The 22,239-nt window shown below is 51.6% G+C and carries 25 protein-coding genes; 15 read left to right on the forward strand and 10 right to left on the reverse strand.

The annotated features are described in order from the left end of the window. From ulaD to OGX98_RS21925, 3 genes are read left to right on the forward strand one after another with little or no spacing between them, the layout of a single operon-like run. A complete protein-coding gene (ulaD, locus tag OGX98_RS21915; RefSeq protein ID WP_045439012.1) occupies window positions 1–651 on the forward strand; it encodes a 3-keto-L-gulonate-6-phosphate decarboxylase UlaD in 651 nt (216 codons plus the stop codon). A gap of 9 nt (window positions 652–660) precedes the next feature. Beyond that, the gene (locus OGX98_RS21920; protein ID WP_048222313.1) at window positions 661–1,515 is read left to right on the forward strand and encodes an L-ribulose-5-phosphate 3-epimerase; all 855 of its coding nucleotides are present in this window, start codon (window positions 661–663) and stop codon (window positions 1,513–1,515) included. After that, complete coding sequence (locus OGX98_RS21925; protein ID WP_286595917.1) at window positions 1,515–2,201, forward strand: L-ribulose-5-phosphate 4-epimerase; 687 nt, start codon at window positions 1,515–1,517, stop codon at window positions 2,199–2,201. The genes OGX98_RS21920 and OGX98_RS21925 overlap by 1 nt, the downstream gene beginning before the upstream one ends. Window positions 2,202–2,335: 134 nt before the next feature. Here the strand turns inward: OGX98_RS21925 and yjfY are convergent, their stop codons facing one another. Then, entirely contained in the window at window positions 2,336–2,611 is a 276-nt protein-coding gene (gene yjfY / locus OGX98_RS21930) for a DUF1471 family protein YjfY (RefSeq protein ID WP_045439020.1), read from the reverse strand. 299 nt (window positions 2,612–2,910) lie between these two features. On the opposite strand from yjfY, the gene OGX98_RS21935 reads away from it, so the two are divergent. The 6 genes from OGX98_RS21935 (at window position 2,911) to OGX98_RS21960 (ending at window position 6,365) form a co-directional block, all read left to right on the forward strand. After that, the gene (locus tag OGX98_RS21935; protein ID WP_045439023.1) at window positions 2,911–3,675 is read left to right on the forward strand and encodes a TSUP family transporter; all 765 of its coding nucleotides are present in this window, start codon (window positions 2,911–2,913) and stop codon (window positions 3,673–3,675) included. 159 nt (window positions 3,676–3,834) lie between these two features. Then, window positions 3,835–4,230: a 30S ribosomal protein S6 gene (gene rpsF / locus OGX98_RS21940; RefSeq protein WP_006686337.1), complete on the forward strand. Its 396-nt coding sequence runs from the start codon at window positions 3,835–3,837 to the stop codon at window positions 4,228–4,230. Window positions 4,231–4,236: 6 nt separating this feature from the next. Then, on the forward strand, window positions 4,237–4,551 hold the full coding sequence (gene priB, locus OGX98_RS21945; RefSeq protein WP_006686338.1) for a primosomal replication protein N: 315 nt from the start codon (window positions 4,237–4,239) through the stop codon (window positions 4,549–4,551). A gap of 4 nt (window positions 4,552–4,555) precedes the next feature. Continuing rightward, window positions 4,556–4,783, forward strand: coding sequence for a 30S ribosomal protein S18 (gene rpsR, locus OGX98_RS21950; RefSeq protein WP_000135199.1), 228 nt, complete (start codon window positions 4,556–4,558; stop codon window positions 4,781–4,783). A gap of 41 nt (window positions 4,784–4,824) precedes the next feature. Continuing rightward, window positions 4,825–5,274, forward strand: a complete 450-nt coding sequence (gene rplI / locus OGX98_RS21955) for a 50S ribosomal protein L9 (protein WP_003025676.1) — start codon at window positions 4,825–4,827, stop codon at window positions 5,272–5,274. Between the two features lie 143 nt (window positions 5,275–5,417). Continuing rightward, entirely contained in the window at window positions 5,418–6,365 is a 948-nt protein-coding gene (locus tag OGX98_RS21960; RefSeq protein WP_045439029.1) for a DMT family transporter, read from the forward strand. 67 nt (window positions 6,366–6,432) lie between these two features. Here OGX98_RS21960 and OGX98_RS21965 read toward each other — a convergent pair whose 3' ends face one another. After that, the gene (locus OGX98_RS21965; protein ID WP_284096888.1) at window positions 6,433–7,083 is read right to left on the reverse strand and encodes an OapA family protein; all 651 of its coding nucleotides are present in this window, start codon (window positions 7,081–7,083) and stop codon (window positions 6,433–6,435) included. Between the two features lie 336 nt (window positions 7,084–7,419). Here OGX98_RS21965 and bamJ point away from each other — a divergent pair, with 336 nt between their 5' ends. Together bamJ and cycA are read left to right on the forward strand one after the other, a co-directional pair. Beyond that, a complete protein-coding gene (gene bamJ / locus OGX98_RS21970; RefSeq protein WP_045449404.1) occupies window positions 7,420–8,040 on the forward strand; it encodes a BamJ family beta-barrel-assembly machinery protein in 621 nt (206 codons plus the stop codon). A 309-nt stretch (window positions 8,041–8,349) separates the two neighbouring features. Then, the gene (gene cycA, locus OGX98_RS21975; protein ID WP_045439035.1) at window positions 8,350–9,759 is read left to right on the forward strand and encodes a D-serine/D-alanine/glycine transporter; all 1,410 of its coding nucleotides are present in this window, start codon (window positions 8,350–8,352) and stop codon (window positions 9,757–9,759) included. A 63-nt stretch (window positions 9,760–9,822) separates the two neighbouring features. On the opposite strand, the gene ytfE is transcribed toward cycA, so the two are convergent. Next, the gene (ytfE, locus tag OGX98_RS21980) at window positions 9,823–10,485 is read right to left on the reverse strand and encodes an iron-sulfur cluster repair protein YtfE (RefSeq protein ID WP_045439037.1); all 663 of its coding nucleotides are present in this window, start codon (window positions 10,483–10,485) and stop codon (window positions 9,823–9,825) included. A gap of 245 nt (window positions 10,486–10,730) precedes the next feature. On the opposite strand from ytfE, the gene OGX98_RS21985 reads away from it, so the two are divergent. Next, window positions 10,731–12,284 (forward strand): methyl-accepting chemotaxis protein, encoded by a 1,554-nt coding sequence (locus OGX98_RS21985; protein ID WP_284096887.1) that lies wholly within the window; start codon window positions 10,731–10,733, stop codon window positions 12,282–12,284. 63 nt (window positions 12,285–12,347) lie between these two features. On the opposite strand, the gene OGX98_RS21990 is transcribed toward OGX98_RS21985, so the two are convergent. From OGX98_RS21990 to OGX98_RS22000, 3 genes are all read right to left on the reverse strand, one after another. Continuing rightward, entirely contained in the window at window positions 12,348–13,313 is a 966-nt protein-coding gene (locus tag OGX98_RS21990; RefSeq protein ID WP_200012616.1) for a DMT family transporter, read from the reverse strand. Between the two features lie 76 nt (window positions 13,314–13,389). Next, on the reverse strand, window positions 13,390–14,214 hold the full coding sequence (locus tag OGX98_RS21995; RefSeq protein ID WP_048222305.1) for an AraC family transcriptional regulator: 825 nt from the start codon (window positions 14,212–14,214) through the stop codon (window positions 13,390–13,392). Between the two features lie 80 nt (window positions 14,215–14,294). Then, the gene (locus OGX98_RS22000) at window positions 14,295–15,143 is read right to left on the reverse strand and encodes an SDR family oxidoreductase (protein ID WP_286595918.1); all 849 of its coding nucleotides are present in this window, start codon (window positions 15,141–15,143) and stop codon (window positions 14,295–14,297) included. An 89-nt stretch (window positions 15,144–15,232) separates the two neighbouring features. Here OGX98_RS22000 and OGX98_RS22005 point away from each other — a divergent pair, with 89 nt between their 5' ends. Continuing rightward, window positions 15,233–15,613, forward strand: coding sequence for a winged helix-turn-helix transcriptional regulator (locus tag OGX98_RS22005; protein WP_045439054.1), 381 nt, complete (start codon window positions 15,233–15,235; stop codon window positions 15,611–15,613). A 91-nt stretch (window positions 15,614–15,704) separates the two neighbouring features. On the opposite strand, the gene OGX98_RS22010 is transcribed toward OGX98_RS22005, so the two are convergent. Then, the gene (locus tag OGX98_RS22010) at window positions 15,705–17,648 is read right to left on the reverse strand and encodes a bifunctional 2',3'-cyclic-nucleotide 2'-phosphodiesterase/3'-nucleotidase (protein ID WP_286595919.1); all 1,944 of its coding nucleotides are present in this window, start codon (window positions 17,646–17,648) and stop codon (window positions 15,705–15,707) included. A gap of 256 nt (window positions 17,649–17,904) precedes the next feature. On the opposite strand from OGX98_RS22010, the gene cysQ reads away from it, so the two are divergent. Further along, entirely contained in the window at window positions 17,905–18,645 is a 741-nt protein-coding gene (cysQ, locus tag OGX98_RS22015; RefSeq protein ID WP_045439058.1) for a 3'(2'),5'-bisphosphate nucleotidase CysQ, read from the forward strand. Here cysQ and OGX98_RS22020 read toward each other — a convergent pair. Continuing rightward, entirely contained in the window at window positions 18,635–19,192 is a 558-nt protein-coding gene (locus OGX98_RS22020) for a YtfJ family protein (RefSeq protein ID WP_045439061.1), read from the reverse strand. The genes cysQ and OGX98_RS22020 overlap by 11 nt on opposite strands. Before the next feature lie 329 nt (window positions 19,193–19,521). On the opposite strand from OGX98_RS22020, the gene OGX98_RS22025 reads away from it, so the two are divergent. Then, window positions 19,522–19,728 (forward strand): DUF1107 domain-containing protein, encoded by a 207-nt coding sequence (locus OGX98_RS22025; protein ID WP_041143739.1) that lies wholly within the window; start codon window positions 19,522–19,524, stop codon window positions 19,726–19,728. 93 nt (window positions 19,729–19,821) lie between these two features. Here OGX98_RS22025 and paeA read toward each other — a convergent pair whose 3' ends face one another. Then, complete coding sequence (gene paeA / locus OGX98_RS22030; protein WP_045439075.1) at window positions 19,822–21,159, reverse strand: polyamine export protein PaeA; 1,338 nt, start codon at window positions 21,157–21,159, stop codon at window positions 19,822–19,824. 273 nt (window positions 21,160–21,432) lie between these two features. Continuing rightward, on the reverse strand, window positions 21,433–22,071 hold the full coding sequence (msrA, locus tag OGX98_RS22035) for a peptide-methionine (S)-S-oxide reductase MsrA (RefSeq protein ID WP_045439078.1): 639 nt from the start codon (window positions 22,069–22,071) through the stop codon (window positions 21,433–21,435). Between the last annotated feature and the right edge of the window lie 168 nt (window positions 22,072–22,239).

The raw sequence follows: 22,239 nt of genomic DNA on the forward strand, positions 1-22,239 counted from the left end.
ATGTCATTACCTATGTTGCAGGTAGCGCTGGATAATCAAACGATGGCTTCCGCGTATGAAACAACACGCCTGATTGCAGATGAAGTGGACATCATTGAAGTTGGTACGATTCTCTGTGTCGCTGAAGGCGTGCGTGCGGTTCGCGATCTTAAAGCGCTGTATCCGCATAAAATCGTACTGGCGGATGCCAAAATTGCCGATGCAGGCAAAATTCTTTCTCGTATGTGCTTTGAAGCCAACGCTGACTGGGTGACTGTGATCTGCTGTGCGGATATCAACACCACCAAAGGTGCGCTGGATGTGGCGAAAGAATTCAATGGCGATGTACAGATTGAACTGACCGGTTACTGGACCTGGGAACAGGCGCAGGAATGGCGTGACGCGGGCATTGGACAGGTTGTGTATCACCGTAGTCGCGATGCACAGGCCGCAGGTGTGGCGTGGGGGGACGCAGATATCAGCGCCATCAAACGTCTGGCCGATATGGGCTTCAAAGTCACCGTTACCGGCGGTCTGGCGCTGGAGGATCTACCGTTGTTCAAAGGCATTCCAATCCATGTTTTTATCGCCGGTCGCAGCATTCGTGATGCAGCCTCACCGGTAGAAGCTGCTCGTCAGTTCAAACGTTCCATCGCCCAACTTTGGGGCTAAGGAGCGGTTATGTTGTCGAAACAGATCCCGCTCGGTATCTATGAAAAAGCGCTTCCCGTCGGGGAGTGCTGGCAAACGCGGCTGAAGCTTGCCAGAGAACTGGGTTTTGATTTTGTTGAGATGTCTGTTGATGAAACAGACGACCGCCTGGCGCGCCTGGACTGGAGCAGTGAGCAGCGTCTGGCGCTGGTAAGTGCGATTGCCGAAACCGGTGTGCGTGTCCCTTCCATGTGCCTGAGTGCGCATCGTCGTTTTCCGCTCGGTAGCGAAGATGACGCGGTGCGTGATCAGGGACTGGAGATCATGCGTAAAGCGATCCGATTTGCTCAGGATATTGGCATTCGCGTGATCCAACTGGCGGGTTACGACGTTTACTACCAGAAGGCAAATAACGAAACGCGTCGTCGTTTTCGCGATGGGCTGAAAGAGAGCGTGGAAATGGCGAGTCGTGCTCAGGTGACGCTGGCGATGGAGATTATGGATTATCCCCTGATGAACTCGATCAGCAAGGCGCTGGGTTATGCGCACTACCTGAACAATCCTTGGTTCCAGCTTTATCCTGATATTGGCAATCTGTCGGCGTGGGATAACGACGTGCAGATGGAATTACAGGCCGGGATAGGACATATCGTGGCGGTACACGTTAAAGACACCAAACCCGGTGTGTTCAAAAACGTGCCGTTTGGCGAGGGCGTGGTGGATTTCGAACGTTGTTTTGCAACACTCAAGCAGAGTGGGTATTGCGGGCCATACCTGATTGAGATGTGGAGTGAAACGGCAGATGATCCGGCACGAGAAGTGGCGAAAGCGCGTGATTGGGTGAAAGCGCGTATGGCAAGCGTTGGTCTGGTGGAGGCGGCGTAATGCAAAAGCTTAAACAGCAGGTGTTCGATGCCAACATGGATTTGCCGCGCTACGGACTGGTGACTTTTACCTGGGGCAACGTGAGTAGCATCGACCGCGAACGCGGGTGGGTAGTGATCAAACCCAGCGGTGTTGCTTATGAGGCCATGACCGCAGACGATATGGTTGTGGTCGATATGGCAGGGAACGTGGTGGAAGGGCGCTATCGTCCTTCTTCTGATACTGCGACGCATTTGGCACTGTACCGCCGCTATCCATCGCTCGGCGGCGTGGTGCATACCCACTCAACCCATGCGACGGCATGGGCGCAGGCGGGGCTGGCGATCCCGGCACTTGGCACTACGCATGCGGATTATTTCTTTGGCGATATTCCCTGCACCCGGGCGTTAAACGAAGAAGAGGTACAGAGCGAATATGAGCTGAACACCGGCAAGGTCATCATTGAAACTCTGGGGGACGTTGAACCGCTGCATACCCCAGGTGTGGTGGTGTATCAGCACGGTCCGTTTGCGTGGGGGAAAACTGCCCATGAGGCGGTACATAACGCAGTGGTGATGGAAGAGGTGGCGAAGATGGCGTGGATTGCGCGCGGCATCAACCCATGCCTCAATCCCATTGATGGCTACCTGATGAACAAACACTTCATGCGTAAGCACGGCCCGAACGCCTATTACGGACAGAAATAAACAAAACGCTCCGGAGCTAACGCTTTCAGGGGATGTTATCGATCAGTTCCGGATGCGTTTTACTGCAAAAAAAGCCCCCAATGAAGGGGGCAAGTCAAACTGTGGCAATGTTCTCGTTGGTTATTTCTGGATAGCTAGCGATAAATATCCGCGCTGGCGCGCATATTTCCGTTACTACCTGGCTCCCTGGTGAGGATTACGTGGTAGTAGGTAGCGCCTTGAGCATCTGTTTCTTCATTCAGGGCCTGATTGGCTTCACTTTCAGTGGCGAAGTTATGGTTTATGTAAATTACGCCTAAGCTCTGCACATCATCCATATTTCTGGCCTGATGATTGTCAATCTTGATGGCTGCCGTTGCACTTGCACTGAGCAAAAGTACAGCCAGAAGGGTCAAAACACGGGCTCGCATATGTACCTCCTCGACTGCGGTCTCTGGTTCGCTTTCTCCTGTGAGTAGATAACTTCTGATTTAATTTTAACCGTTACCGACGGAGTCGATAGCGACCATTTCTGATGCAGTTGTTCAAAAAATTACCGCATGCCTGTCTTTCCTTTAATTAACAGTTAGCTGATGTCTACCGCTGTGGTTAAAAATTCCTGTTTTCCAGGCATAACCTCTTACCAAATGGTCAATTTAACCGAATGAGTACGCCGTCTATAGTGAGCTGAAAAAAATAATATAACTTTATGATTATAAGGCAAAAACTTATGGATACTTCATTCATGGATTTCAGCTATTTCCTGATTATGTTTATGGTTGCGCTGGTAGCTGGTTTTATTAACGTAGTGTCGGGGGGCGGTGGGTTTCTCTCTATTGGCGCATTGTTGATTTCCGGTTTGCCGCCGGCCAACGCATTGGCGACCAATAAAATTCAGGCGTTGGGCAGTTCGCTCACCTCCGGGATTTATTTTTTACGCCGAGGGCATATCAATGTTCAGGAACACAAATATGTATTTTTATCTGCCTTTATTGGTTCTGCGCTGGGCACCACATTAATCCAGTTTATTGAGCCGGACCTGCTAAAAAAGTTGCTGCCGGTACTGATTATCGCCGTCGCCATCTATTTCATATTTGCCCCTAATCTCAGTGAACCGAAAAGAAAACAGCAGGTGTCACTGCTTCTTTTCTCACTTATCGGCGGCGGGTGCGTGGGTTTTTATGATGGGTTTCTTGGCGCTGGGGCCGGCTCTTTCTATACGCTCTGCTATATCCTGCTTTGGGGATACAGCATCGATAAGGCGCAAATCCACTCTAACTTTATTAATCTGGCATCGAACATCGCCTCGATTTTGTTTTTTATCTTCGGCGGTAAAATGATCTGGTCGCTGGGGCTGGTCATGTTCGTGGGACAATCCCTCGGTGCGCGCCTGGGGGCCACGGTGGTGCTGACGCGAGGAAAGAAAGTCATCAGACCGATGATTGTGATTGTCTCCATTTGCATCAGCGTCAAAATGCTGCTGGATATGTATTAATGACGCCATGATAAATAATCGAACAATCGCCTTGTGTTTGGCTGTAGGCGCAAGTATGATTACGCGTCAATTTTTCAGCCGACCTTTAACACGTTCCTTGCCTCCCCGGGCCTCGGCTGACCCAGACAGGAGGCTGAATAATCCGTAAGGAGCAATTCGATGCGTCATTACGAAATCGTTTTTATGGTCCATCCTGACCAGAGCGAACAGGTTCCGGGTATGATCGAACGCTACACTGGTGCAATCACTGCAGCAGAAGGCACGATCCACCGTCTGGAAGACTGGGGCCGCCGTCAGCTGGCTTACCCGATCAACAAACTGCACAAAGCTCACTACGTTCTGCTGAACGTTGAAGCGCCGCAGGAAGTTATCGATGAGCTGGAAACAAACTTCCGCTTCAACGATGCCGTTATCCGTAGCATGGTAATGCGTACTAAGCACGCTGTTACCGAAGCATCTCCGATGGTTAAAGCGAAAGACGAGCGTCGTGAACGTCGCGATGATTTCGCAAACGAAACCGCAGATGATGCAGATGCTGGGGATTCTGAAGAGTAATTTCTGATGACCAACCGTCTGGCGTTGTCCGGCACCGTGTGCAGGGCTCCCCTTCGAAAGGTCAGTCCATCAGGAATTCCTCATTGCCAGTTCGTGCTTGAGCATCGTTCTGTGCAGGAGGAAGCCGGTTTTCACCGGCAGGCATGGTGCCAAATGCCCGTTATTGTTAGCGGACACGAAAACCAGGCCATTACTCACAGTATAACGGTCGGTAGCGCAGTGACCGTTCAGGGGTTCATTTCTTGCCATAAGGCAAAGAACGGCCTGAGCAAAATGGTTCTGCATGCCGAGCAGATTGAATTGATAGATTCTGGAGACTAGCCATATGGCACGTTATTTCCGTCGTCGCAAGTTCTGCCGTTTCACCGCGGAAGGCGTTCAAGAGATCGACTATAAAGATATCGCTACGCTGAAAAACTACATCACCGAAAGCGGTAAGATTGTCCCAAGCCGTATCACCGGTACCCGTGCAAAATACCAGCGTCAGCTGGCTCGCGCTATCAAACGCGCTCGCTACCTGTCCCTGCTGCCGTACACTGATCGTCATCAGTAATCGGTCACGGTCCATTAATACGACTTTGAGAGGATAAGGTAATGCAAGTTATTCTGCTTGATAAAGTAGCAAACCTGGGTAGCCTGGGTGATCAGGTTAACGTTAAAGCGGGCTACGCTCGTAACTTCCTGGTACCACAGGGTAAAGCTGTTCCTGCTACCAAGAAAAACGTTGAATTTTTCGAAGCGCGTCGCGCTGAACTGGAAGCCAAACTGGCTGACGTTCTGTCTGCTGCTGAAGCTCGTGCTGAGAAAATCAACGCACTGGAAACCGTAACCATCGCGTCCAAAGCGGGCGATGAAGGTAAACTGTTCGGTTCCATCGGTACTCGCGACATCGCTGACGCTGTAACTGCAGCTGGCGTTGAAGTGGCTAAGAGCGAAGTTCGTCTGCCGAACGGTGTTCTGCGTACCACTGGTGAGCACGAAGTGAGCTTCCAGGTTCACAGCGAAGTGTTTGCTAAGCTGACTGTAAACGTAGTTGCAGAATAAGTTTTTATTCTAAAAACCGCGTAAAAGCGCCGGCCCTGTGCCGGCGTTTTGCTTTTCTCCCCCTCCTGTTTTTCGCTCTGGCTATTCTTTATCCTTTTCGGGATAATCGTAAAAATAAAACATTATTTCAAAGTGGTGATGGAATGGAAACAACGCACCAACCTCTGTTTGCGCGTAAAAATGTAGTCTATCTGAGCGCGGCGTTCTGCTGCCTGCTCTGGGGAAGTGCCTATCCGGCGATAAAAAGCGGGTATGAGATCTTCCAGATTGCCACGGATGACATTCCGTCGAAAATTGTCTTTGCCGGATACCGCTTCTTGTTTGCGGGATTATTACTACTGTTGCTGGCTATGATGCAGCGTAAACCTATCGGCAGGTTAAGCCCACGCCAGTTTGGACAGCTCACGCTGCTGGGACTGACGCAGACCTCACTGCAATACATCTTCTTTTACATCGGTCTGGCGTTCACGACGGGTGTGAAAGGCTCAATCATGAACGCCACTGGCACGTTCTTTAGCGTACTGCTGGCCCACTTTATCTACCAGAACGACAAGCTGAGCTACAACAAGGCGCTGGGCTGTATCCTGGGCTTTACCGGTGTGATGGTGGTGAACTTTAACAGTGGCCTGATGGACTTTAGCTTTAGTCTGTTAGGGGATGGCTCGGTGGTGCTGGCAGCCTTTATTCTCTCTGCCGCCACGCTTTACGGTAAACGTATTTCTCAGACAGTGGATCCGACGGTGATGACAGGCTATCAACTGGGGATAGGCGGTCTGGCATTGGTTATCGGGGGCTATGCTTTCGGTGGGACGCTGACCGTACACGGTTCGTCTTCGGTGGCGATTCTTGGCTACCTGACGCTGCTCTCTTCGGTGGCGTTCGCATTGTGGAGCATCTTGCTCAAGTACAATCGTGTAGGGATGATCGCTCCGTTTAACTTTCTTATTCCCGTTTCGGGAGCGGTGCTGTCGGCGATCTTCCTCGGCGAGAATATTCTGGAGTGGAAATACGCGGTTGCGCTGGTGCTGGTCTGTTCGGGGATTTGGTGGGTGAATAAGGTCAGTAAAGTGCGCAAACCACAGAATGCCTGATAACGTGGCGCTTATCAGGCCGATGCCAGTCCGGGTGAGGCATTGACGTCGCCACCCGGACTAAAAATTACCGTGCGCGAATAAAGCTGCCGTTGGGTTGGCGGGTAAACAGCACCTGCTGACCATTACCGGTATCGATAGTTAAACCCGTCACCACACCATTGGCATTCTGCCTGATCTGTATCATCTGACCATTTTTTAGATTACTCAGCGGTTTTCCTGCCCCCTCGACCTGTGCCATAGCATACACATCGGTTGGTGGAAGGTTATGATCGCGGAATACCTGCGCCAGCGTTTTGCCTGAATCTACGCGATAGGTGCGCCATTGCTGGTCAATCCCGCTATCCTGCTGAAAAGGCTGCGTCTGGGGCTGAGATTGTTGAGCCTGCGGCTGTACGTCTGGTTCTCCTTCCTGGATCGGTTCCGGTGCAACCGGAGCGACCTGGCCAGGATCGTTTTGCGGGGCAACCAGCTGTGCCTGAAGCTGAGCCTCAGTCGGCGGCTGTGATTGCGACTGGAAATCCAGTTGTGCATCACGTGTGACCACTGGGGTATCGCTGGTGTCATTAGAAGGGAGCAGGAAACCTATCACCAGCACGATTGCAGCAGCAATGATGCCACGGCGATGCATAGGCGGTAGCGGGTCCATAATGCGAAAATTGTCCGGTGCATGCCAGATTTTCGCCAGGGTTGGTTTTAATTCAAAGCGCCCGGGCATGGCTTTCCTCCTGCTCCGCTTATCGTTCCTCGATCATAGAGTATAGATGGCTAACGCTATGATGTTCGTCATAATACCCTTCATGCTTCGCGTTGCCGGTGTGTTGGCTGCTCTCACTCACCCTAATTACTTATAAATGTAAGCTCATCGGGATTCGTTCGCCTGCCTGCACTCGAATTTTTCAGGGTATACATCCGCTTTCGTGATATTGATGCGGAATATAGCCATTGTTTCTTTTTCCTCGCGATTTGTCATCTCTTCCTGATACAAAGTTTTACCGGATGCGGCATGGCTGATATGCTGCCCGCTACTTTACATCCGATGAAAGGAAATATGATGGCCACCCCGACTTTTGACACTATCGAAGCGCAAGCAAGCTACGGCATTGGTTTGCAGGTTGGACAGCAACTGAGCGAATCCGGTCTGGAAGGGCTGTTACCTGAAGCGCTGGTCGCTGGTATTGCTGATGCGCTGGAAGGCAAACACCCAGCTGTGCCTGTTGACGTTGTGCACCGCGCACTGCGTGAAATCCACGAACGTGCGGATGCGGTACGTCGTGAACGTTTCCAGGCTATGGCCGCCGATGGCGTCAAATATCTGGAAGAAAACCGTGAGAAAGACGGTGTGAACAGCACTGAATCCGGTCTGCAGTTCCGTGTTCTGACTCAGGGTGAAGGTGCAATTCCGGCGCGTACCGACCGCGTACGTGTGCACTATACCGGTAAACTGATTGACGGTACTGTGTTTGACAGTTCTGTCGCTCGTGGTGAGCCGGCTGAATTCCCGGTTAATGGCGTGATCCCAGGCTGGATTGAAGCGCTGACCCTGATGCCGGTGGGTTCAAAATGGGAACTGACTATTCCTCAGGAACTGGCTTATGGCGAGCGTGGCGCTGGCGCGTCCATTCCTCCGTTCAGCACGCTGGTGTTCGAGGTTGAGCTGCTCGAGATCCTGTAAGCAGTGACTTCTGTTCCCCTCAGGGTTGAGGGGAGCGGAAAATTAGTTTTAAAACCTATAGTTGTAACAGTATCGATATTTTATCTTGCAAATGACGTTCTTGCGTGTATTTTTGTGAGCTAATTCGCGGTATCAGAGTGATATGACACTCACTTTAAACATTAAATTAACATTATATCTAAATCTTAGTATTCATCCCGCCGATTCTTACCTAATATCGATGAGTCCTGCTAACGGGATCGTCGTATCATAGACACATTAAAGGCCGTAGAGCCTGAACAACACAGACAGGTACAGGAAGAAAAAAACATGGTAGATCAGGTAAAAGTCGTTGCCGACGAAGAGGGTTCGTCTGAACAGTCGCTACGGCGCAATCTCACAAACCGTCATATTCAACTTATTGCAATCGGTGGTGCCATCGGCACGGGCCTGTTTATGGGCTCCGGAAAAACCATCAGTCTCGCCGGACCGTCGATCATCTTTGTATATATGATCATCGGTTTCATGTTGTTTTTCGTGATGCGGGCAATGGGAGAACTGTTGCTTTCGAATCTCGAATACAAATCCTTCAGCGATTTCGCCTCTGACCTTCTCGGGCCATGGGCTGGGTATTTTACCGGCTGGACCTACTGGTTTTGCTGGGTAGTTACCGGGATGGCGGACGTTGTCGCCATTACGGCTTATGCGCAATTCTGGTTCCCTGGACTCTCTGACTGGGTTGCTTCACTGGCAGTGATCATTCTGCTGCTGAGTCTCAACCTCGCCACCGTTAAAATGTTCGGTGAGATGGAGTTCTGGTTTGCCATGATCAAGATCGTCGCCATTGTTGGACTGATTGTTGTCGGTCTGGTGATGGTACTGACGCACTTCCAGTCGCCAACCGGCGTTGAAGCGTCGTTTACGCACTTATGGAATGATGGTGGCTGGTTCCCGAAAGGTCTGAGTGGTTTCTTTGCTGGCTTCCAGATAGCGGTGTTCGCGTTTGTGGGTATCGAGCTGGTGGGAACGACAGCTGCGGAAACCAAAGACCCGGAGAAATCTCTGCCGCGAGCAATTAACTCGATTCCGATCCGTATTATCATGTTCTACGTTTTCGCGCTGATCGTGATTATGTCTGTAACACCGTGGAGCTCGGTTGTTCCAAGCAAAAGCCCGTTCGTTGAGCTGTTTGTGCTGGTAGGGCTACCGGCAGCGGCGAGCCTGATTAACTTTGTGGTTCTGACCTCTGCGGCGTCTTCTGCGAACAGCGGTGTGTTCTCAACCAGTCGTATGCTGTTTGGTCTGGCGCAGGAAGGCGTAGCGCCTAAAGCATTCGCCAAGCTGTCTAAACGTGCAGTACCGGCGAAAGGTTTGACGTTCTCCTGTATCTGCCTGCTGGGCGGCGTAGTGATGCTGTATGTTAACCCGAGTGTGATTGGCGCATTCACCATGATCACCACCGTATCAGCGATTCTGTTCATGTTTGTCTGGACCATTATTCTTTGCTCGTACCTGGTGTACCGCAAACAGCGTCCGCATCTGCATGAGAAATCGATCTACAAGATGCCGTTAGGCAAGCTGATGTGCTGGGTGTGCATGGCGTTCTTCGTGTTTGTACTGGTACTGCTGACGCTGGAAGAGGATACCCGACAGGCACTGATCGTAACGCCGCTGTGGTTCATTGCACTGGGACTGGGCTGGCTGTTTATCGGTAAGAAACGCATGGCTGGCGTACGCTAATAAAAAAAGAGCCGCGATGCGGCTCTAATATTCCGTAAAACAGGGCGCTCTCAGGCGCCCTTTTTATTCACCAGCGAGGGCACGCGGGAACAACACATTGTTTTCCAGACTGATGTGCTCCATCAGGTCGTCGATCAACTCGTTAATGCCGTTATACATGGCTTTCCAGGTGGTGCAGGCTTCTGGCGGAGGCGTCACATTGTTGGTGATGTGCTTGATCACTTCTACCAGTTCACCGGCATCGTCGTGCTCGCTTTCCATCACGCTGATAGGTCCCATCGCCTGGCTACCCATTCCCTGTTTAATCATCGGGAACAGGATCTGTTCTTCTTTCATCATGTGGCTGGACAGTTCTTCATGCAGCATGGTCAGGTTCTTTGCCAGACCGCGTGGTACGTTAGGTTTGTCTGCATGAACGCGTTCAACTTTAGTGGCTTGCAGGATCAGTTCCGGCAGTTGTTCGCGGTGGCGGTCGTGATAACGAACGATGATATGGTCGATGATTTCTGCCAGCGCTACGGTGCGCCAGTCTTTCTCCAGCGGTTGTTCTGCCAACTGTGCGAGCTGTGCTTCGATAGTTTCTACATCCAGCTCTTTACGTGCGGCAGCGCGTGCCAGCGTTTGCTTACCGCCACAGCAGTAATCCATATCGTATTTACGAAACAGTGCCGAAGCGCGAGGAATAGAGAGCGCCAGTTCACCTAAAGGTTGATCGCGATAAGACATAGCCGTTACCTCATTCTCAATAATATAAGGTGCATTTTAAATGCAACTTATAGAGAAGGATATAACCCTTTCGGGGCAGAGGATTATGTGATGGTTGTCACGAAAATTTCTTATCTCTTTAACATGCTGAATCTTATTGAAAAGGGGAAAAACGGCGAAAAAAACCGCGTCACAAGATTAAATAAGCGGACGCTGCTGCCGATAGTTAGATCTCAGACAATACCTGCATAATAAAAAGGCAACAGATGTTCAAACGAATCAAAGTGATAACCTTACTTATCACCGTGTTACTCGCCCTGGGCGCAATGCAGCTCATTTCCGCAGGCGTTTTTATTGGCGCGCTCAATAACGACAAGCAAAACTTTAACGTGTCTCAGCTTTCCAGCCAGAATGTGGCCGAGTTTACTGATGCCTGGATTAGTCTGAACCAGGCTCGCGTCACGCTCAATCGGGGTATGCTGCGTTTGCAAGGGACGATGGCGAATGAAATTAACGGTGGCCAGTTGAAGGAACTGGTGAATACAGCAAATCGCCTGCTGAATGATGCCAAAGATCATTACGATAAATACTATGCCTTGCCGGAAACGCCGGGTTTGGATGAGCATCTGGCTGACCGGCTCGAAGAGCAGTACGGCATCTATTCTGCAACGCTGGCAAAAATGAATGCGCTGCTCGCTGAAGGCAAACTGGAGGAGATGTTTAAACAGAATGCTGAGCAAAAGCAGACGGCGATGCAGGGGGTTTATCAGGAATGGCGCGCTGCGCAATCTGCTCTGGCAAATGCTGGTGTACAGGATAACGAGAAGGACTATCAGAAGATTATCTGGCTATTGTCCGCGGTGATGCTGATCGTGATAACCGTTATTGTCGTCAGCTGGATAGCCATGCAACGCGTACTGCTGAGGCCACTCCATGAGGTAATGGGGCACATCCGCCATATTGCCGCTGGCGATCTGACCCACGGTATCAGCGCCGAGGGCAGTAATGAAATGGCGCTACTGGCGCGTAATGTCCGTGATATGCAACAGGCGCTGGCAAACACGGTTGGCGTCGTACGCGATGGGGCAGATACCATCTACACCGGCGCGGGGGAAATCGCTGCGGGTAGTAATGATCTCTCTTCCCGTACTGAACAACAGGCCGCCTCTCTGGAAGAGACGGCTGCCAGTATGGAGCAGCTTACCGCTACCGTGAAACAGAATGCGGACAATGCGCGGCAGGCAACCAGTCTGGCAAAAAATGCCTCACAGACGGCGCAGAAAGGTGGCGCTGTGGTCGATGGTGTGGTGCGCACTATGGATGAGATCGCCACCAGTTCGAGTAAAATTGCGCAAATTACCAATGTTATCGACGGTATTGCCTTCCAGACCAATATTCTTGCACTGAACGCGGCGGTAGAAGCGGCGCGAGCCGGTGAGCAGGGGCGCGGTTTTGCTGTGGTAGCAGGAGAAGTGCGTACGCTGGCGCAGCGCAGCGCCCAGGCGGCGAAAGAAATTAAGGCGCTGATTGATGATTCCGGTAACCGGGTCAACGCCGGTACTGCGCTGGTGCATGAAGCCGGTGAAACGATGGCGGAAATAGTCAGTGCCGTCAGCCGGGTGACTGACATCATGGGTGAGATTGCATCCGCCTCAGATGAACAGAGTCGGGGTATTGATCAGGTAGGTCAGGCGGTTGCTGAGATGGACCGAGTGACGCAGCAAAATGCCTCGCTGGTGGAAGAGTCTGCTTCTGCCGCTGCCGCGCTAGAAGAGCAGGCAGCACGCCTGAATCAGACGGTGGCGGTGTTTAAAGTTTAACGTCTGCTCCGGCCTACAAGAAAATATCCTGTAGGCCGGATTAGCGCAGTACTATCCAGCACATTATGATGGTGAAACCGCGACGACACTTGGTTTTTCCGGTTTGGCCCTGACGGCGACCACCACACCCACAACCAGCAGCACGATGCCACTCAGGGTCAGCAGCGGCGGCATCTCCTGGCGCAGAATAAAGGTGTAGAGCAGGCCCGCCAGCGTTTCAAAGACAATCAGCGGCCCGAGGATCACCGTTGGTAACTTCTGACTGGCGACGTTCCAGCACAATGCTCCCACCCACGAACACAGTACCGCAATGGCGACCATCAGACCGATAAACACGCCCGGACGTGGGCCGAAGGGCAGAGAGAAATCTGGTGTTTGTCCATTTAGCCACAGACAGGCCGCAACGTATCCCAGCAGGGAGACGGGAAGCGTTACCAGTGCCTGCGCTGTTGCCCACATCATTGGATGCTTATCGGGATTCTCTCGCAGCCAGCGGGCATTACGTAGCGCATACCACGCCCAGCACACTACGGAAACCAGCGCCAGCGCGATACCGGAACCGTATCTCCAACCGCTAAAATCAGGCAGTCCCTGATTCAGCTCAGAAATATTCACGCACAGCAGACCAATGCCGATTAGCACCAGGGCAGGGGCTAAGCGCCACCACGATAATTTGCCATCACGTTGACTGTAGAGCAGGTTGGCGAATACCGGGATCACCACCGGTAATGTGCCAATGATCATTGTTGAGACCGGCGCGCCGGTGCGCTGGATCGCGCTGGCCAGGCAAACGTAATAAATCAGGTTACCCATCATCGTCAGCGTCAGTGCGGTCATCCAGTCTTTACGCGCCAGCTGGCGCAGACGTCCGCGGCCCAGCCAGGCGATCGGCAGGGCGATCAGTCCCAGCGCCAGATAGCGTCCCATCGACTGCAATACTGCCGGATACTCCGGCACGATCAGCGGCCCGACAAAAATTAATCCCCACATCAGCCCGGCCAGCAGGGCATACAACACACCGCTAATCATTTTTGACATCCACATCGCTTAACATTGCGAGCAGTGTAGGCAGGCAAAATGGCCGCGTATTGTATGAGATTGCGCATTAGCGCGAAAAAACCTGTTTCTGGTAGCGTACAGGCGTAATGCCGTAACGATGAGTAAATGCGCGGGTGAGATGCGACTGGTCGGTCAGGCCAGTCGCTGCGGCGACATCTGCAGCGGGCATGCCGTGAGTAAGAAAACATTTGGCACGCCACAGGCGGATCGCCATCAGCATCTGGTGTGGCGTGACGTGGAAATGAGATTTGAACTGGCGCTGAAAATGCCAGGGACTCAGCGAGGCAACGCGGGCCAGTTCGTCGAGCGTCACCGGGTGCATGTAGTTGTCGTGTAGATATTCGCGTACGCGCTCAAAGCGATGGGCGCCTTCCAGTTGTACCGGCGCATGACGGGCCAGAGGCTGGAATGTATCAATCAGATCGAGCAGTAACCCTTTTTGCGCCAGCGGATCCTCGGTATTCCACAGGCCGTGGATAAGTGAACAGATCTGGTACGAGCGTAGCGGATCGTGGCGCGTAACATCATGAAACCACCAGTGGCGGATCCCGGTGACGTCTTCCAGAAGGTCAGGTTCGAGGTAGACCATCCGATAGCGCCAGCCGTCGGCGGTTGCCGCCTCACCGGTATGCAGCTCATCGGGATTCATGGTGACGACGGAGTGGGCAGGAGCAACGTGCTGCGTACCGCGATAGCGAAACCGTTCTGCACCCGCTTCAATCGCGCCTATGCCAAAGGCTTCGTGGGTATGTGGTTCAAAGGCATAACGGGAGATGTGCGCATGATACAACTCAACGCCCGGAACCTGCGCCAGATGGCGAAAGCGGGCGCTGTCTTTCTCATCAATGAACTGCTCAGGTACACCTTGCACGTTTTCTCTCCCCACGCATCGTCTTTCATTATCAGAGAGGATACGCGGGGATGCCACCATAATTAACCGATTTTTAACACTTACACGATGTCTTTGACGCTGTCCGCCAGAGAAGTTGTCGGGTGACCGGTTAATTGGCTCAGGGTGTGGCTGTCGTCGAACAGACCACCTTTTGAGGCACCGATGTCAGAGTCGGCGAGCATATCCGCCAGTCCGGCAGGCAAACCAAAACCTTTCAGCGCAGCGGCAAAATCGGCTTCACTCAGGTTTTGATACACCACTTTTTTGCCACTCTGTTTTGCCAGTTCGGCGGCAAGTTGGCTCAGGGTCCAGCCCTCATCGCCCGCCAGCTCGTAGATCTTACCGGCGTGACCGTCTTCACTGATGACGCGTGCGGCAGCGGCAGCATAGTCGGCACGGGTCGCTGAGGCGATTTTGCCTTCGCCCGCAGCACCAATAAACACGCCGTGCTCCAGCGCGGCTGGCGCGCTGGCCAGATAGTTTTCGGTATACCAGCCGTTACGCAGCAGGGTATAAGCAATGCCGGAGTCAGCCAGCATTTTCTCGGTTTCCACGTGTTCAGCTGCCAGCCCCAGCGGAGAGCTGTCGGCATGCAACAGACTGGTATAGGCAATAAATTTCACATTGGCGGCTTTTGCCGCGTTAATCACGTTGCGATGCTGTGGGGTACGTTGCCCAACTTCGCTGGACGAGATCAGCAGCAGCTTGTCGATCCCCTGCAATGCTGTAGTGAAAGCGGCCTCGTCGATGTAATCCGCCTGACGGACGGCAATACCCTGTTGGCTGAGTGCAGTAGCTTTGGCTGGGTTACGCACAATGGCCACAATCTGGCTGGCGGGTACGGTTTTCAGCAGGGCTTCAATAACGTGTTGGCCCAGTTGACCAGTGGCACCGGTAATCGCAATCATGGGGAACTCCTTGGTGTTTGTCTTGTGTTTAGTAAAGCTAGCACTTAAACTTACTTTTAGTAAGTACGTACAAAAAGGTAAGTATGAATATGACAACTTCGACACTTTCTCAGCAATTGCGTGACGGCAACTTATTTGCCGAACAGTGTCCCTCCCGCGAGGTGTTAAAACACGTCACCAGCCGCTGGGGCGTGTTGATTCTGGTGGCGCTGCGTGATGGTACGCACCGGTTCAGTGATTTACGTCGCAAGATGGGCGGCGTTAGTGAAAAAATGCTGGCGCAATCCCTGCAGGCGCTGGAGCAGGACGGGTTTATCAACCGGGTGTCGTATCCGGTGGTTCCGCCGCATGTGGAGTACAGTCTCACGCCGTTGGGTGAGCAGGTGAGTGATAAAGTTGCTGCACTGGCGGACTGGATTGAAATGAATTTACCGCAGGTGCTGGCACTGAGGGAAGAGCGGGTTGCATGATATGTTGCCGGATGGCGTTTCGCTTATCCGGCCTGTGTGCGTACACAATTTTTAAGCCGGACAAGGCGTTAGCCGTCATCCGGCATTAACGTTACTTACTCAAATCCAGCTGATAAATGGCAAAACCGATATCGTCGGTGGCGACTTTCTTCAGCGGATACTGCCCTTTCTCTTTGATAAACGTGGCGGCTTTATCGGACGGCGACGTTTCAAAGCGAATATCCAGTTTCGTATCGCTGTGGATCGGCGCCAGACGCCAGTTATTATCCGCCGCTGGGTGAATTTCACCTGCACTCTTCGTCTGGGCACCTATCCATGCCGCCAGCACTGAGCGGTTTTCATCCGGTGAAGCAAACGCGATATGGCTGTCGCCGGTACCGGCGAACTTGCCACCGTAGGCGCGATAGTTGTTGGTTGCTACCAGGAAGGTCGCGTCAGGATCGATAGGTTTACCGTTAAAGGTCAGATTTTTAATACGCTCTGCTTTGGCGTTCACGGTCTGGCACTCGCCGTCGTAGCGGGCGGGTTGTGAAACATCAATCTGATAATCCACGCCGTCAATCACGTCGAAGTTGTAGGTACGGAAGCCGTCCCAGTTAATTAACGACTGGGGTTTGTTGCTGTGAATATCAATCTGATTAAATTGCCCGGCGGAACATTCCAGCCACTCTTTCACTTCTTTACCGCTGGCTTTTACCACCACCAGGGTATTCGGATACAGATAGAGATCGGCGGCATTACGGAAAGTCAGCTGGCCTTTTTCGACTTCCACAAAGCTTGCCGGATCGTTTTTACGTCCGCCGACCTTAAACGGCGCAGCGGCAGAAAGTACCGGCAGTTTTGCCAGGTCTGGATCACCCTGAATAAAGTGTTCAACGTAGGCCTTTTGCGCGTTATTCACGACCTGGACGGTCGGATCGTCCTGTACTAATGCCAGATAGCTATACATGTTATCGGCAGATTTTCCGATTGGCTTACTGACAAACTCACGCGTGGCGTCGTGATCGGCTTTCAGGATCTCAACTATCTTGCTGTCCTCGGCAGCCAGGGATTTTTTAGCCGCCGCGTCATAAATGGGACGCGCCTCGGCTTTCGCCTGGGTGACCTGCCATTTACCACTGTCGTCGTTCAGTACCAGATCCACCACGCCCAGATGATCGCCCCACATGCCTGGCATTACTGCAGGAATACCGTTTAACGTGCCTTTGGTAATATCTGCGCCTTTGATACTGGCAAAGTCTTTACCCGGGAAAACGGCGTGAGCGTGGCCAAACATAATCGCATCCACGCCCGGGACTTCGCTGAGGTAATAAACAGAGTTTTCCGCCATGGTCTGGTATGGGTCGGCAGAGAGACCGGAGTGAGCAATGACTACCACCACATCAGCGCCTTTTTCGCGCATTTCCGGCACATACTTACGTGCGGTTTCGGTAATGTCATTCACCGTCACTTTACCGCTGAGATTAGCCTTGTCCCAGGTCATGATCTGCGGGGGTACAAAGCCGATATAGCCAATCTTCAGTGTCTGCTTTTTGCCCTCATTATCGACAACTTCAGTGTCTTTAATCAGGTAAGGGGTAAACAGCGGCTTTTGGGTCTTAACGTCGATGATATTGGCGTTAACGTAGGGAAATTTTGCGCCAGCGAGCGCTTTATGCAGATACTCCAGCCCATAGTTAAACTCATGGTTGCCGAGGTTGCCCACCGCGTAATCAAGAGTATTGAGCGCCTTATAGACCGGGTGAGTTTCGCCAGTTTTAAGCCCTTTGGACGCCATGTAATCCCCGAGAGGGCTGCCCTGAATCAGATCGCCGTTATCGACCAGAACGCTGTTTTTTACTTCACCCCTGGCGGCATTAATCAAACTTGCCGTACGCACCAGACCGAATTTTTCAGTTGGCGTATCTTTGTAATAATCGAAATCCATCATGTTGCTATGCAAATCAGTGGTTTCCATTATGCGGAGATCGACGGTTGCAGCATTCACGCTGGCTGCAATCAGCGTGGCCAGAAGCGTTGCACTAAACTTAATCATCAGGGGCATCCTTTTTAAGATCTAAGCCACAAAAGAAAATGTATATAAATCTTCTTGCTTACAGAACTGTGAATCATGACATGAAGTTAGCGTTTAAAACCGCAGACGCTATCACAGTTGGCGGATCCCCTGACGATCGGGTATAAGTAAAACAACGAGTTAACATCACTGATATATACTCTAAATAATTCGAGTTGCAGGAACGCAGCCAACGTACATGCAACTTGAAGTATGACGGGTGTAAACGAGGTGGAGAATGCTAGAACATGTATGCCAGCTTGCACGGAACGCGGGCGATGCCATTATGCAGGTCTACGATGGAATCAAACCGATAGAGATCACCAGCAAGCAGGATGATTCTCCGGTCACTGCGGCGGATATTGCCGCGCACATGGTGATCCTCGAAGGATTACAGGCCCTAACGCCAGATATTCCGGTTTTATCAGAAGAGGCTCCCCCGGGCTGGGATATACGTCAGCACTGGCAGCGCTACTGGCTGGTTGATCCTCTGGACGGAACGAAGGAGTTCATCAAACGTAACGGCGAATTCACCGTGAATATTGCGCTAATTGAGAAGGGAAAACCGGTTCTGGGCGTGGTGTATGCGCCGGTGATGAACGTGATGTACAGCGCGGCGGAAGGTAAGGCGTGGAAAGAAGAGTACGGCGTGCGCAAGCAAATCCGGGTACGCGACGCGCGTCCACCGCTGGTGGTGATCAGCCGTTCGCATGCTGACAATGAGCTAAAAGAGTATCTGCAACAATTAGGTGAGCATCAGACCACGTCGATTGGATCGTCGCTGAAGTTTTGTCTGGTCGCTGAAGGGCAGGCACAGCTGTACCCGCGCTTTGGGCCAACCAATGTTTGGGATACTGCCGCAGGCCACGCTGTTGCCGCAGCAGCCGGGGCGCACGTTCACGACTGGCAGGGGAAACCCCTGGATTACACTCCGCGTGAATCGTTTCTTAACCCCGGCTTCCGGGTCTCTATTTACTGAGCAACTTATGCAGCAGGGCAATAACCTGCTGCACCTCTTCCTGCGTCAATGCGCCATCTTTTGCCCACTGAATGCGGCCATCCTTGTCGAGTACCGCGATGGCTGAACTTTCTTCATCCAGTTGCCAAGCTTTACGCGCAACACCGTTACTGTCGACAATAAACTGTGACCAGGGATAGAGCTTCTTATTACTCTCAAGGCTGCTGCGAACGAACATGCCGGAGCCTGGAATGGCGTCGTCTGTATTGACGATGGTGGTGGTCTGGTATTTATCGTGCGGCAGATTTGCCGCTTTGATTGCCTCGATTAACGTCGCGTTTTTCTCTTTGGCAGAAGTGCGTCCGGCAATGTGTTGCACAATGCGTACCTTCCCTGGCAACTGCGCGCTATTCCAGCTTTTATAACTAAACTTATCGTTATCAAGCACCAGTTCACCGCGATCGGTAATCCCCACCGGCGGCACGCGCTGGTTGGTTTCAAACTTATGTGCGGAGGCCATCATGGGTAGCAGCAGGCATGATACCGCCAGCAGTTTTTGTAAGGTCATGGTGTTTCCTTCTTTCTTTATATTTTGCAGGTGATCCGACCACTTGGGTCTGGAATTTAATCATATGTGCGAATGATGCTTTTTCCCGCAAGTGCGATGCCAGTTTGCGGACGGGCGCACAAATCCTGTGAAAAATGAAGGCTTATACTGAAGACAGCGAATGGATGAAAAGATAATTCTGAATAATTGTAACCTGAAGGTAAATAAACTTATACACGCTGGAAACATCGTAGAGATAGTCTATAGTCATAGGGCATTAAAATTTGCGCCTGAGTATTGTCGGACCGATTGTGGTACCGCAAAGGCGTAATGCTCAGCAGGAGACAACAATGAAAATTTTCCAACGATACAACCCGCTGCAGGTGGCGAAGTACGTGAAGATCCTGTTTCGTGGACGGTTATATATCAAGGATGTAGGCGCTTTTGAATTTGATAAGGGTAAGATTCTTATCCCAAAAGTGAAGGACAAACAGCATTTCTCTGTGATGTCCGAAGTTAACCGTCAGGTTTTGCGTCTGCAAACTGAGATGGCTTGACCAAAGTGCTATGCAGTAGTGTAAGTGGTATATAAAAAACGGCTCCTTAAACAGGAGCCGTTGATGTTTTTACACTCAGGACACTCAGGACATTCAGGCTTTGCTTTCTTCTTTTGCATCCGGCAGTTTCGGCACCAGGACGCTGGGTTTGCTGTCCAGTCGCGTCACCAGCAGCTGATCGATCTTGTAGTTATCGATATCCACCACTTCAAATTTATAGCCTGAGAACTTCACCGAGTCGGTGCGTTTCGGGATTTTACGCAGCATAAACATCATGAAACCGCCGATAGTTTCATAGTTGCCAGACTGTGGAAACTCGTCGATATCCAGCACGCGCATCACGTCATCAATCGGCGTACCGCCGTCAATCAGCCAGGAATTCTCATCACGTGCTACGATCTGTTCTTCAAGGCCCTGACCGACTAAGTCACCCATCAACGTGGTCATTACGTCGTTAAGCGTGATAATCCCTACTACCAGCGCGTACTCGTTCATGATGACGGCAAAGTCTTCACCTGCAGTTTTGAAGCTTTCCAGCGCTTCTGAGAGCGTCAGCGTATCCGGGACAATCAGTGTATTGCGGATCTGCACGCCGCTGTTTAGCGCCATGCTCTGGTTTGCCAGTACGCGGTTAAGCAGATCTTTGGAGTCCACATAGCCAATGATGTGGTCGATATCTTCATTACACACCAGAAACTTGGAGTGCGGATGTTCCGCAACTTTGTTTTTCAGGCTCTGCTCGTCTTCGTGCAGATCGAACCAGATGACGTTTTCACGTGATGTCATGGAAGACGGGACGGTACGGGATTCCAGCTCGAACACATTTTCAATCAACTCATGTTCCTGTTTACGCAGTACACCCGCCAGCGCGCCAGCTTCTACCACGGCGTAAATATCGTCTGAGGTGATGTCATCTTTGCGCACCATTGGGATCTTAAACAGGCGGAAAATGTTATTTGCCAGGCCGTTAAAGAACCACACCAGCGGGCGGAACACGAACAGGCAGAAGCGCATCGGGTTGATGATACGCAAAGCCACAGCTTCTGGCGCAATCATACCGATGCGTTTCGGGGTTAAATCCGCGAACAGGATGAACAGGCCAGTTACCAGTGAGAACGAGAGGATAAAGCTCAACTGTTCGGACAGCTCTGGAGCGAAGTATTGCGAGAACAAGCCGTAAAAAGCCGGAGAAAACGCAGCATCCCCCACGATACCGCCAAGAATGGCGACGGCGTTAAGACCAATTTGCACCACGGTGAAGAACATGCCGGGATTTTCCTGCATCTTCATAACGCGTTGTGCATTGATATTGCCTTCATCGGCAAGCAGCTTAAGTTTAATTTTGCGTGATGCGGCAAGCGAGATCTCGGATATCGAGAAGAACGCACTCACGGCGATCAGGCAGAGAATGACTAAAATACTGTTTAACATATCTTATCCGACCGTTAAGGCCAGATCCTCGGAAGGGAGAAGTTGATACTCGTCGTCTTTCAAGCCGCAGATGCGTTGGCTGCACTCATTCACCCCAGTCACATAGTTATCTATGCTCCTGGGGATTCACGAGTTTGCCGCCTTTCTGCAACTCGAAATCCATAGAGTATAAATCCAATGGAATATTCATTGAAAACCGGCTCGCGGAAGTGAGCCGGTAAATTCAGAAGCTAGTATAGCGTAAGCGACTGTAAAGTCGCCAGAGGCTGATATTTATCCTTGTGGCGGCAGGCAAACCCCAATGCCGCCAATGCCGCAATATCCATAAGGATTTTTGTGCAGGTACTGCTGGTGATCGTCTTCGGCATAGTAGAACGGGGTTGCCGTTTTGATTTCCGTTGTAATAGGACGATCATCACCGGCTGCGGTCATCGCTGCCTGAAAGCGTTCAAGGCTGGCCTGGGCTGCGGTATTTTGCTCCGGAGTTAATGGATAAATTGCGGAACGATACTGAGTACCCTGATCGTTGCCCTGACGCATACCTTGCGCCGGGTCGTGATTTTCCCAGAATACCTGCAGTAGCTGTTCGTAGCTGATAACATGCGGATCATAGACGATACGTACTGCTTCAGCATGGCCCGTATCACCAGAACAAACCTCCCGATAGGTTGGATTGGGGGTATAGCCGCCAGTGTATCCGGCTGCAGTGCTGTACACGCCGGGGAGTGACCAGAACAAACGTTCTACGCCCCAGAAACAGCCCATGGCGAAAAGGGCGATCTCCATACCGTCGGGCACGTTGGTCATCGAATGTTGGTTAACCGCATGCAGCGTTGCCACTGGCATCGGGGTGTTGCGTCCAGGTAATGCATCTGCTTGAGTAACAAGATGCTTTTTATCAAATAAACTCATGGCCGTTCTCCCGAAATCAGTCATTTGGGTTAAGGTTGTAACAAGACGCGTCTTTGCCCACAATAAACGGTGTGAATACGTCTAGAGTTAAACATAAGAAATATTTGGGTTGTCGTCTGTTTTTCAACTCTTATTGTTGATTTTTTGTTAAGCCCAGGAACGGCATAG

Origin of the sequence: Citrobacter sp. Cm046, from assembly GCF_030333065.1 — a bacterium.
Taxonomy (GTDB): domain Bacteria; phylum Pseudomonadota; class Gammaproteobacteria; order Enterobacterales; family Enterobacteriaceae; genus Citrobacter; species Citrobacter murliniae.

Bases quoted from the DNA above. Each gene is read 5' to 3' on its own strand.
- ulaD (WP_045439012.1), top strand. From the start codon at position 1: ATGTCATTACCTATGTTGCAGGTAGCGCTGGATAATCAAACGATGGCT.
- OGX98_RS21920 (WP_048222313.1), top strand. From the start codon at position 661: ATGTTGTCGAAACAGATCCCGCTCGGTATCTATGAAAAAGCGCTTCCC.
- OGX98_RS21925 (WP_286595917.1), top strand. From the start codon at position 1,515: ATGCAAAAGCTTAAACAGCAGGTGTTCGATGCCAACATGGATTTGCCG.
- yjfY (WP_045439020.1), bottom strand. From the start codon at position 2,611: ATGCGAGCCCGTGTTTTGACCCTTCTGGCTGTACTTTTGCTCAGTGCA.
- OGX98_RS21935 (WP_045439023.1), top strand. From the start codon at position 2,911: ATGGATACTTCATTCATGGATTTCAGCTATTTCCTGATTATGTTTATG.
- rpsF (WP_006686337.1), top strand. From the start codon at position 3,835: ATGCGTCATTACGAAATCGTTTTTATGGTCCATCCTGACCAGAGCGAA.
- priB (WP_006686338.1), top strand. From the start codon at position 4,237: ATGACCAACCGTCTGGCGTTGTCCGGCACCGTGTGCAGGGCTCCCCTT.
- rpsR (WP_000135199.1), top strand. From the start codon at position 4,556: ATGGCACGTTATTTCCGTCGTCGCAAGTTCTGCCGTTTCACCGCGGAA.
- rplI (WP_003025676.1), top strand. From the start codon at position 4,825: ATGCAAGTTATTCTGCTTGATAAAGTAGCAAACCTGGGTAGCCTGGGT.
- OGX98_RS21960 (WP_045439029.1), top strand. From the start codon at position 5,418: ATGGAAACAACGCACCAACCTCTGTTTGCGCGTAAAAATGTAGTCTAT.
- OGX98_RS21965 (WP_284096888.1), bottom strand. From the start codon at position 7,083: ATGCCCGGGCGCTTTGAATTAAAACCAACCCTGGCGAAAATCTGGCAT.
- bamJ (WP_045449404.1), top strand. From the start codon at position 7,420: ATGGCCACCCCGACTTTTGACACTATCGAAGCGCAAGCAAGCTACGGC.
- cycA (WP_045439035.1), top strand. From the start codon at position 8,350: ATGGTAGATCAGGTAAAAGTCGTTGCCGACGAAGAGGGTTCGTCTGAA.
- ytfE (WP_045439037.1), bottom strand. From the start codon at position 10,485: ATGTCTTATCGCGATCAACCTTTAGGTGAACTGGCGCTCTCTATTCCT.
- OGX98_RS21985 (WP_284096887.1), top strand. From the start codon at position 10,731: ATGTTCAAACGAATCAAAGTGATAACCTTACTTATCACCGTGTTACTC.
- OGX98_RS21990 (WP_200012616.1), bottom strand. From the start codon at position 13,313: ATGATTAGCGGTGTGTTGTATGCCCTGCTGGCCGGGCTGATGTGGGGA.
- OGX98_RS22000 (WP_286595918.1), bottom strand. From the start codon at position 15,143: ATGATTGCGATTACCGGTGCCACTGGTCAACTGGGCCAACACGTTATT.
- OGX98_RS22005 (WP_045439054.1), top strand. From the start codon at position 15,233: ATGACAACTTCGACACTTTCTCAGCAATTGCGTGACGGCAACTTATTT.
- OGX98_RS22010 (WP_286595919.1), bottom strand. From the start codon at position 17,648: ATGATTAAGTTTAGTGCAACGCTTCTGGCCACGCTGATTGCAGCCAGC.
- cysQ (WP_045439058.1), top strand. From the start codon at position 17,905: ATGCTAGAACATGTATGCCAGCTTGCACGGAACGCGGGCGATGCCATT.
- OGX98_RS22020 (WP_045439061.1), bottom strand. From the start codon at position 19,192: ATGACCTTACAAAAACTGCTGGCGGTATCATGCCTGCTGCTACCCATG.
- OGX98_RS22025 (WP_041143739.1), top strand. From the start codon at position 19,522: ATGAAAATTTTCCAACGATACAACCCGCTGCAGGTGGCGAAGTACGTG.
- paeA (WP_045439075.1), bottom strand. From the start codon at position 21,159: ATGTTAAACAGTATTTTAGTCATTCTCTGCCTGATCGCCGTGAGTGCG.
- msrA (WP_045439078.1), bottom strand. From the start codon at position 22,071: ATGAGTTTATTTGATAAAAAGCATCTTGTTACTCAAGCAGATGCATTA.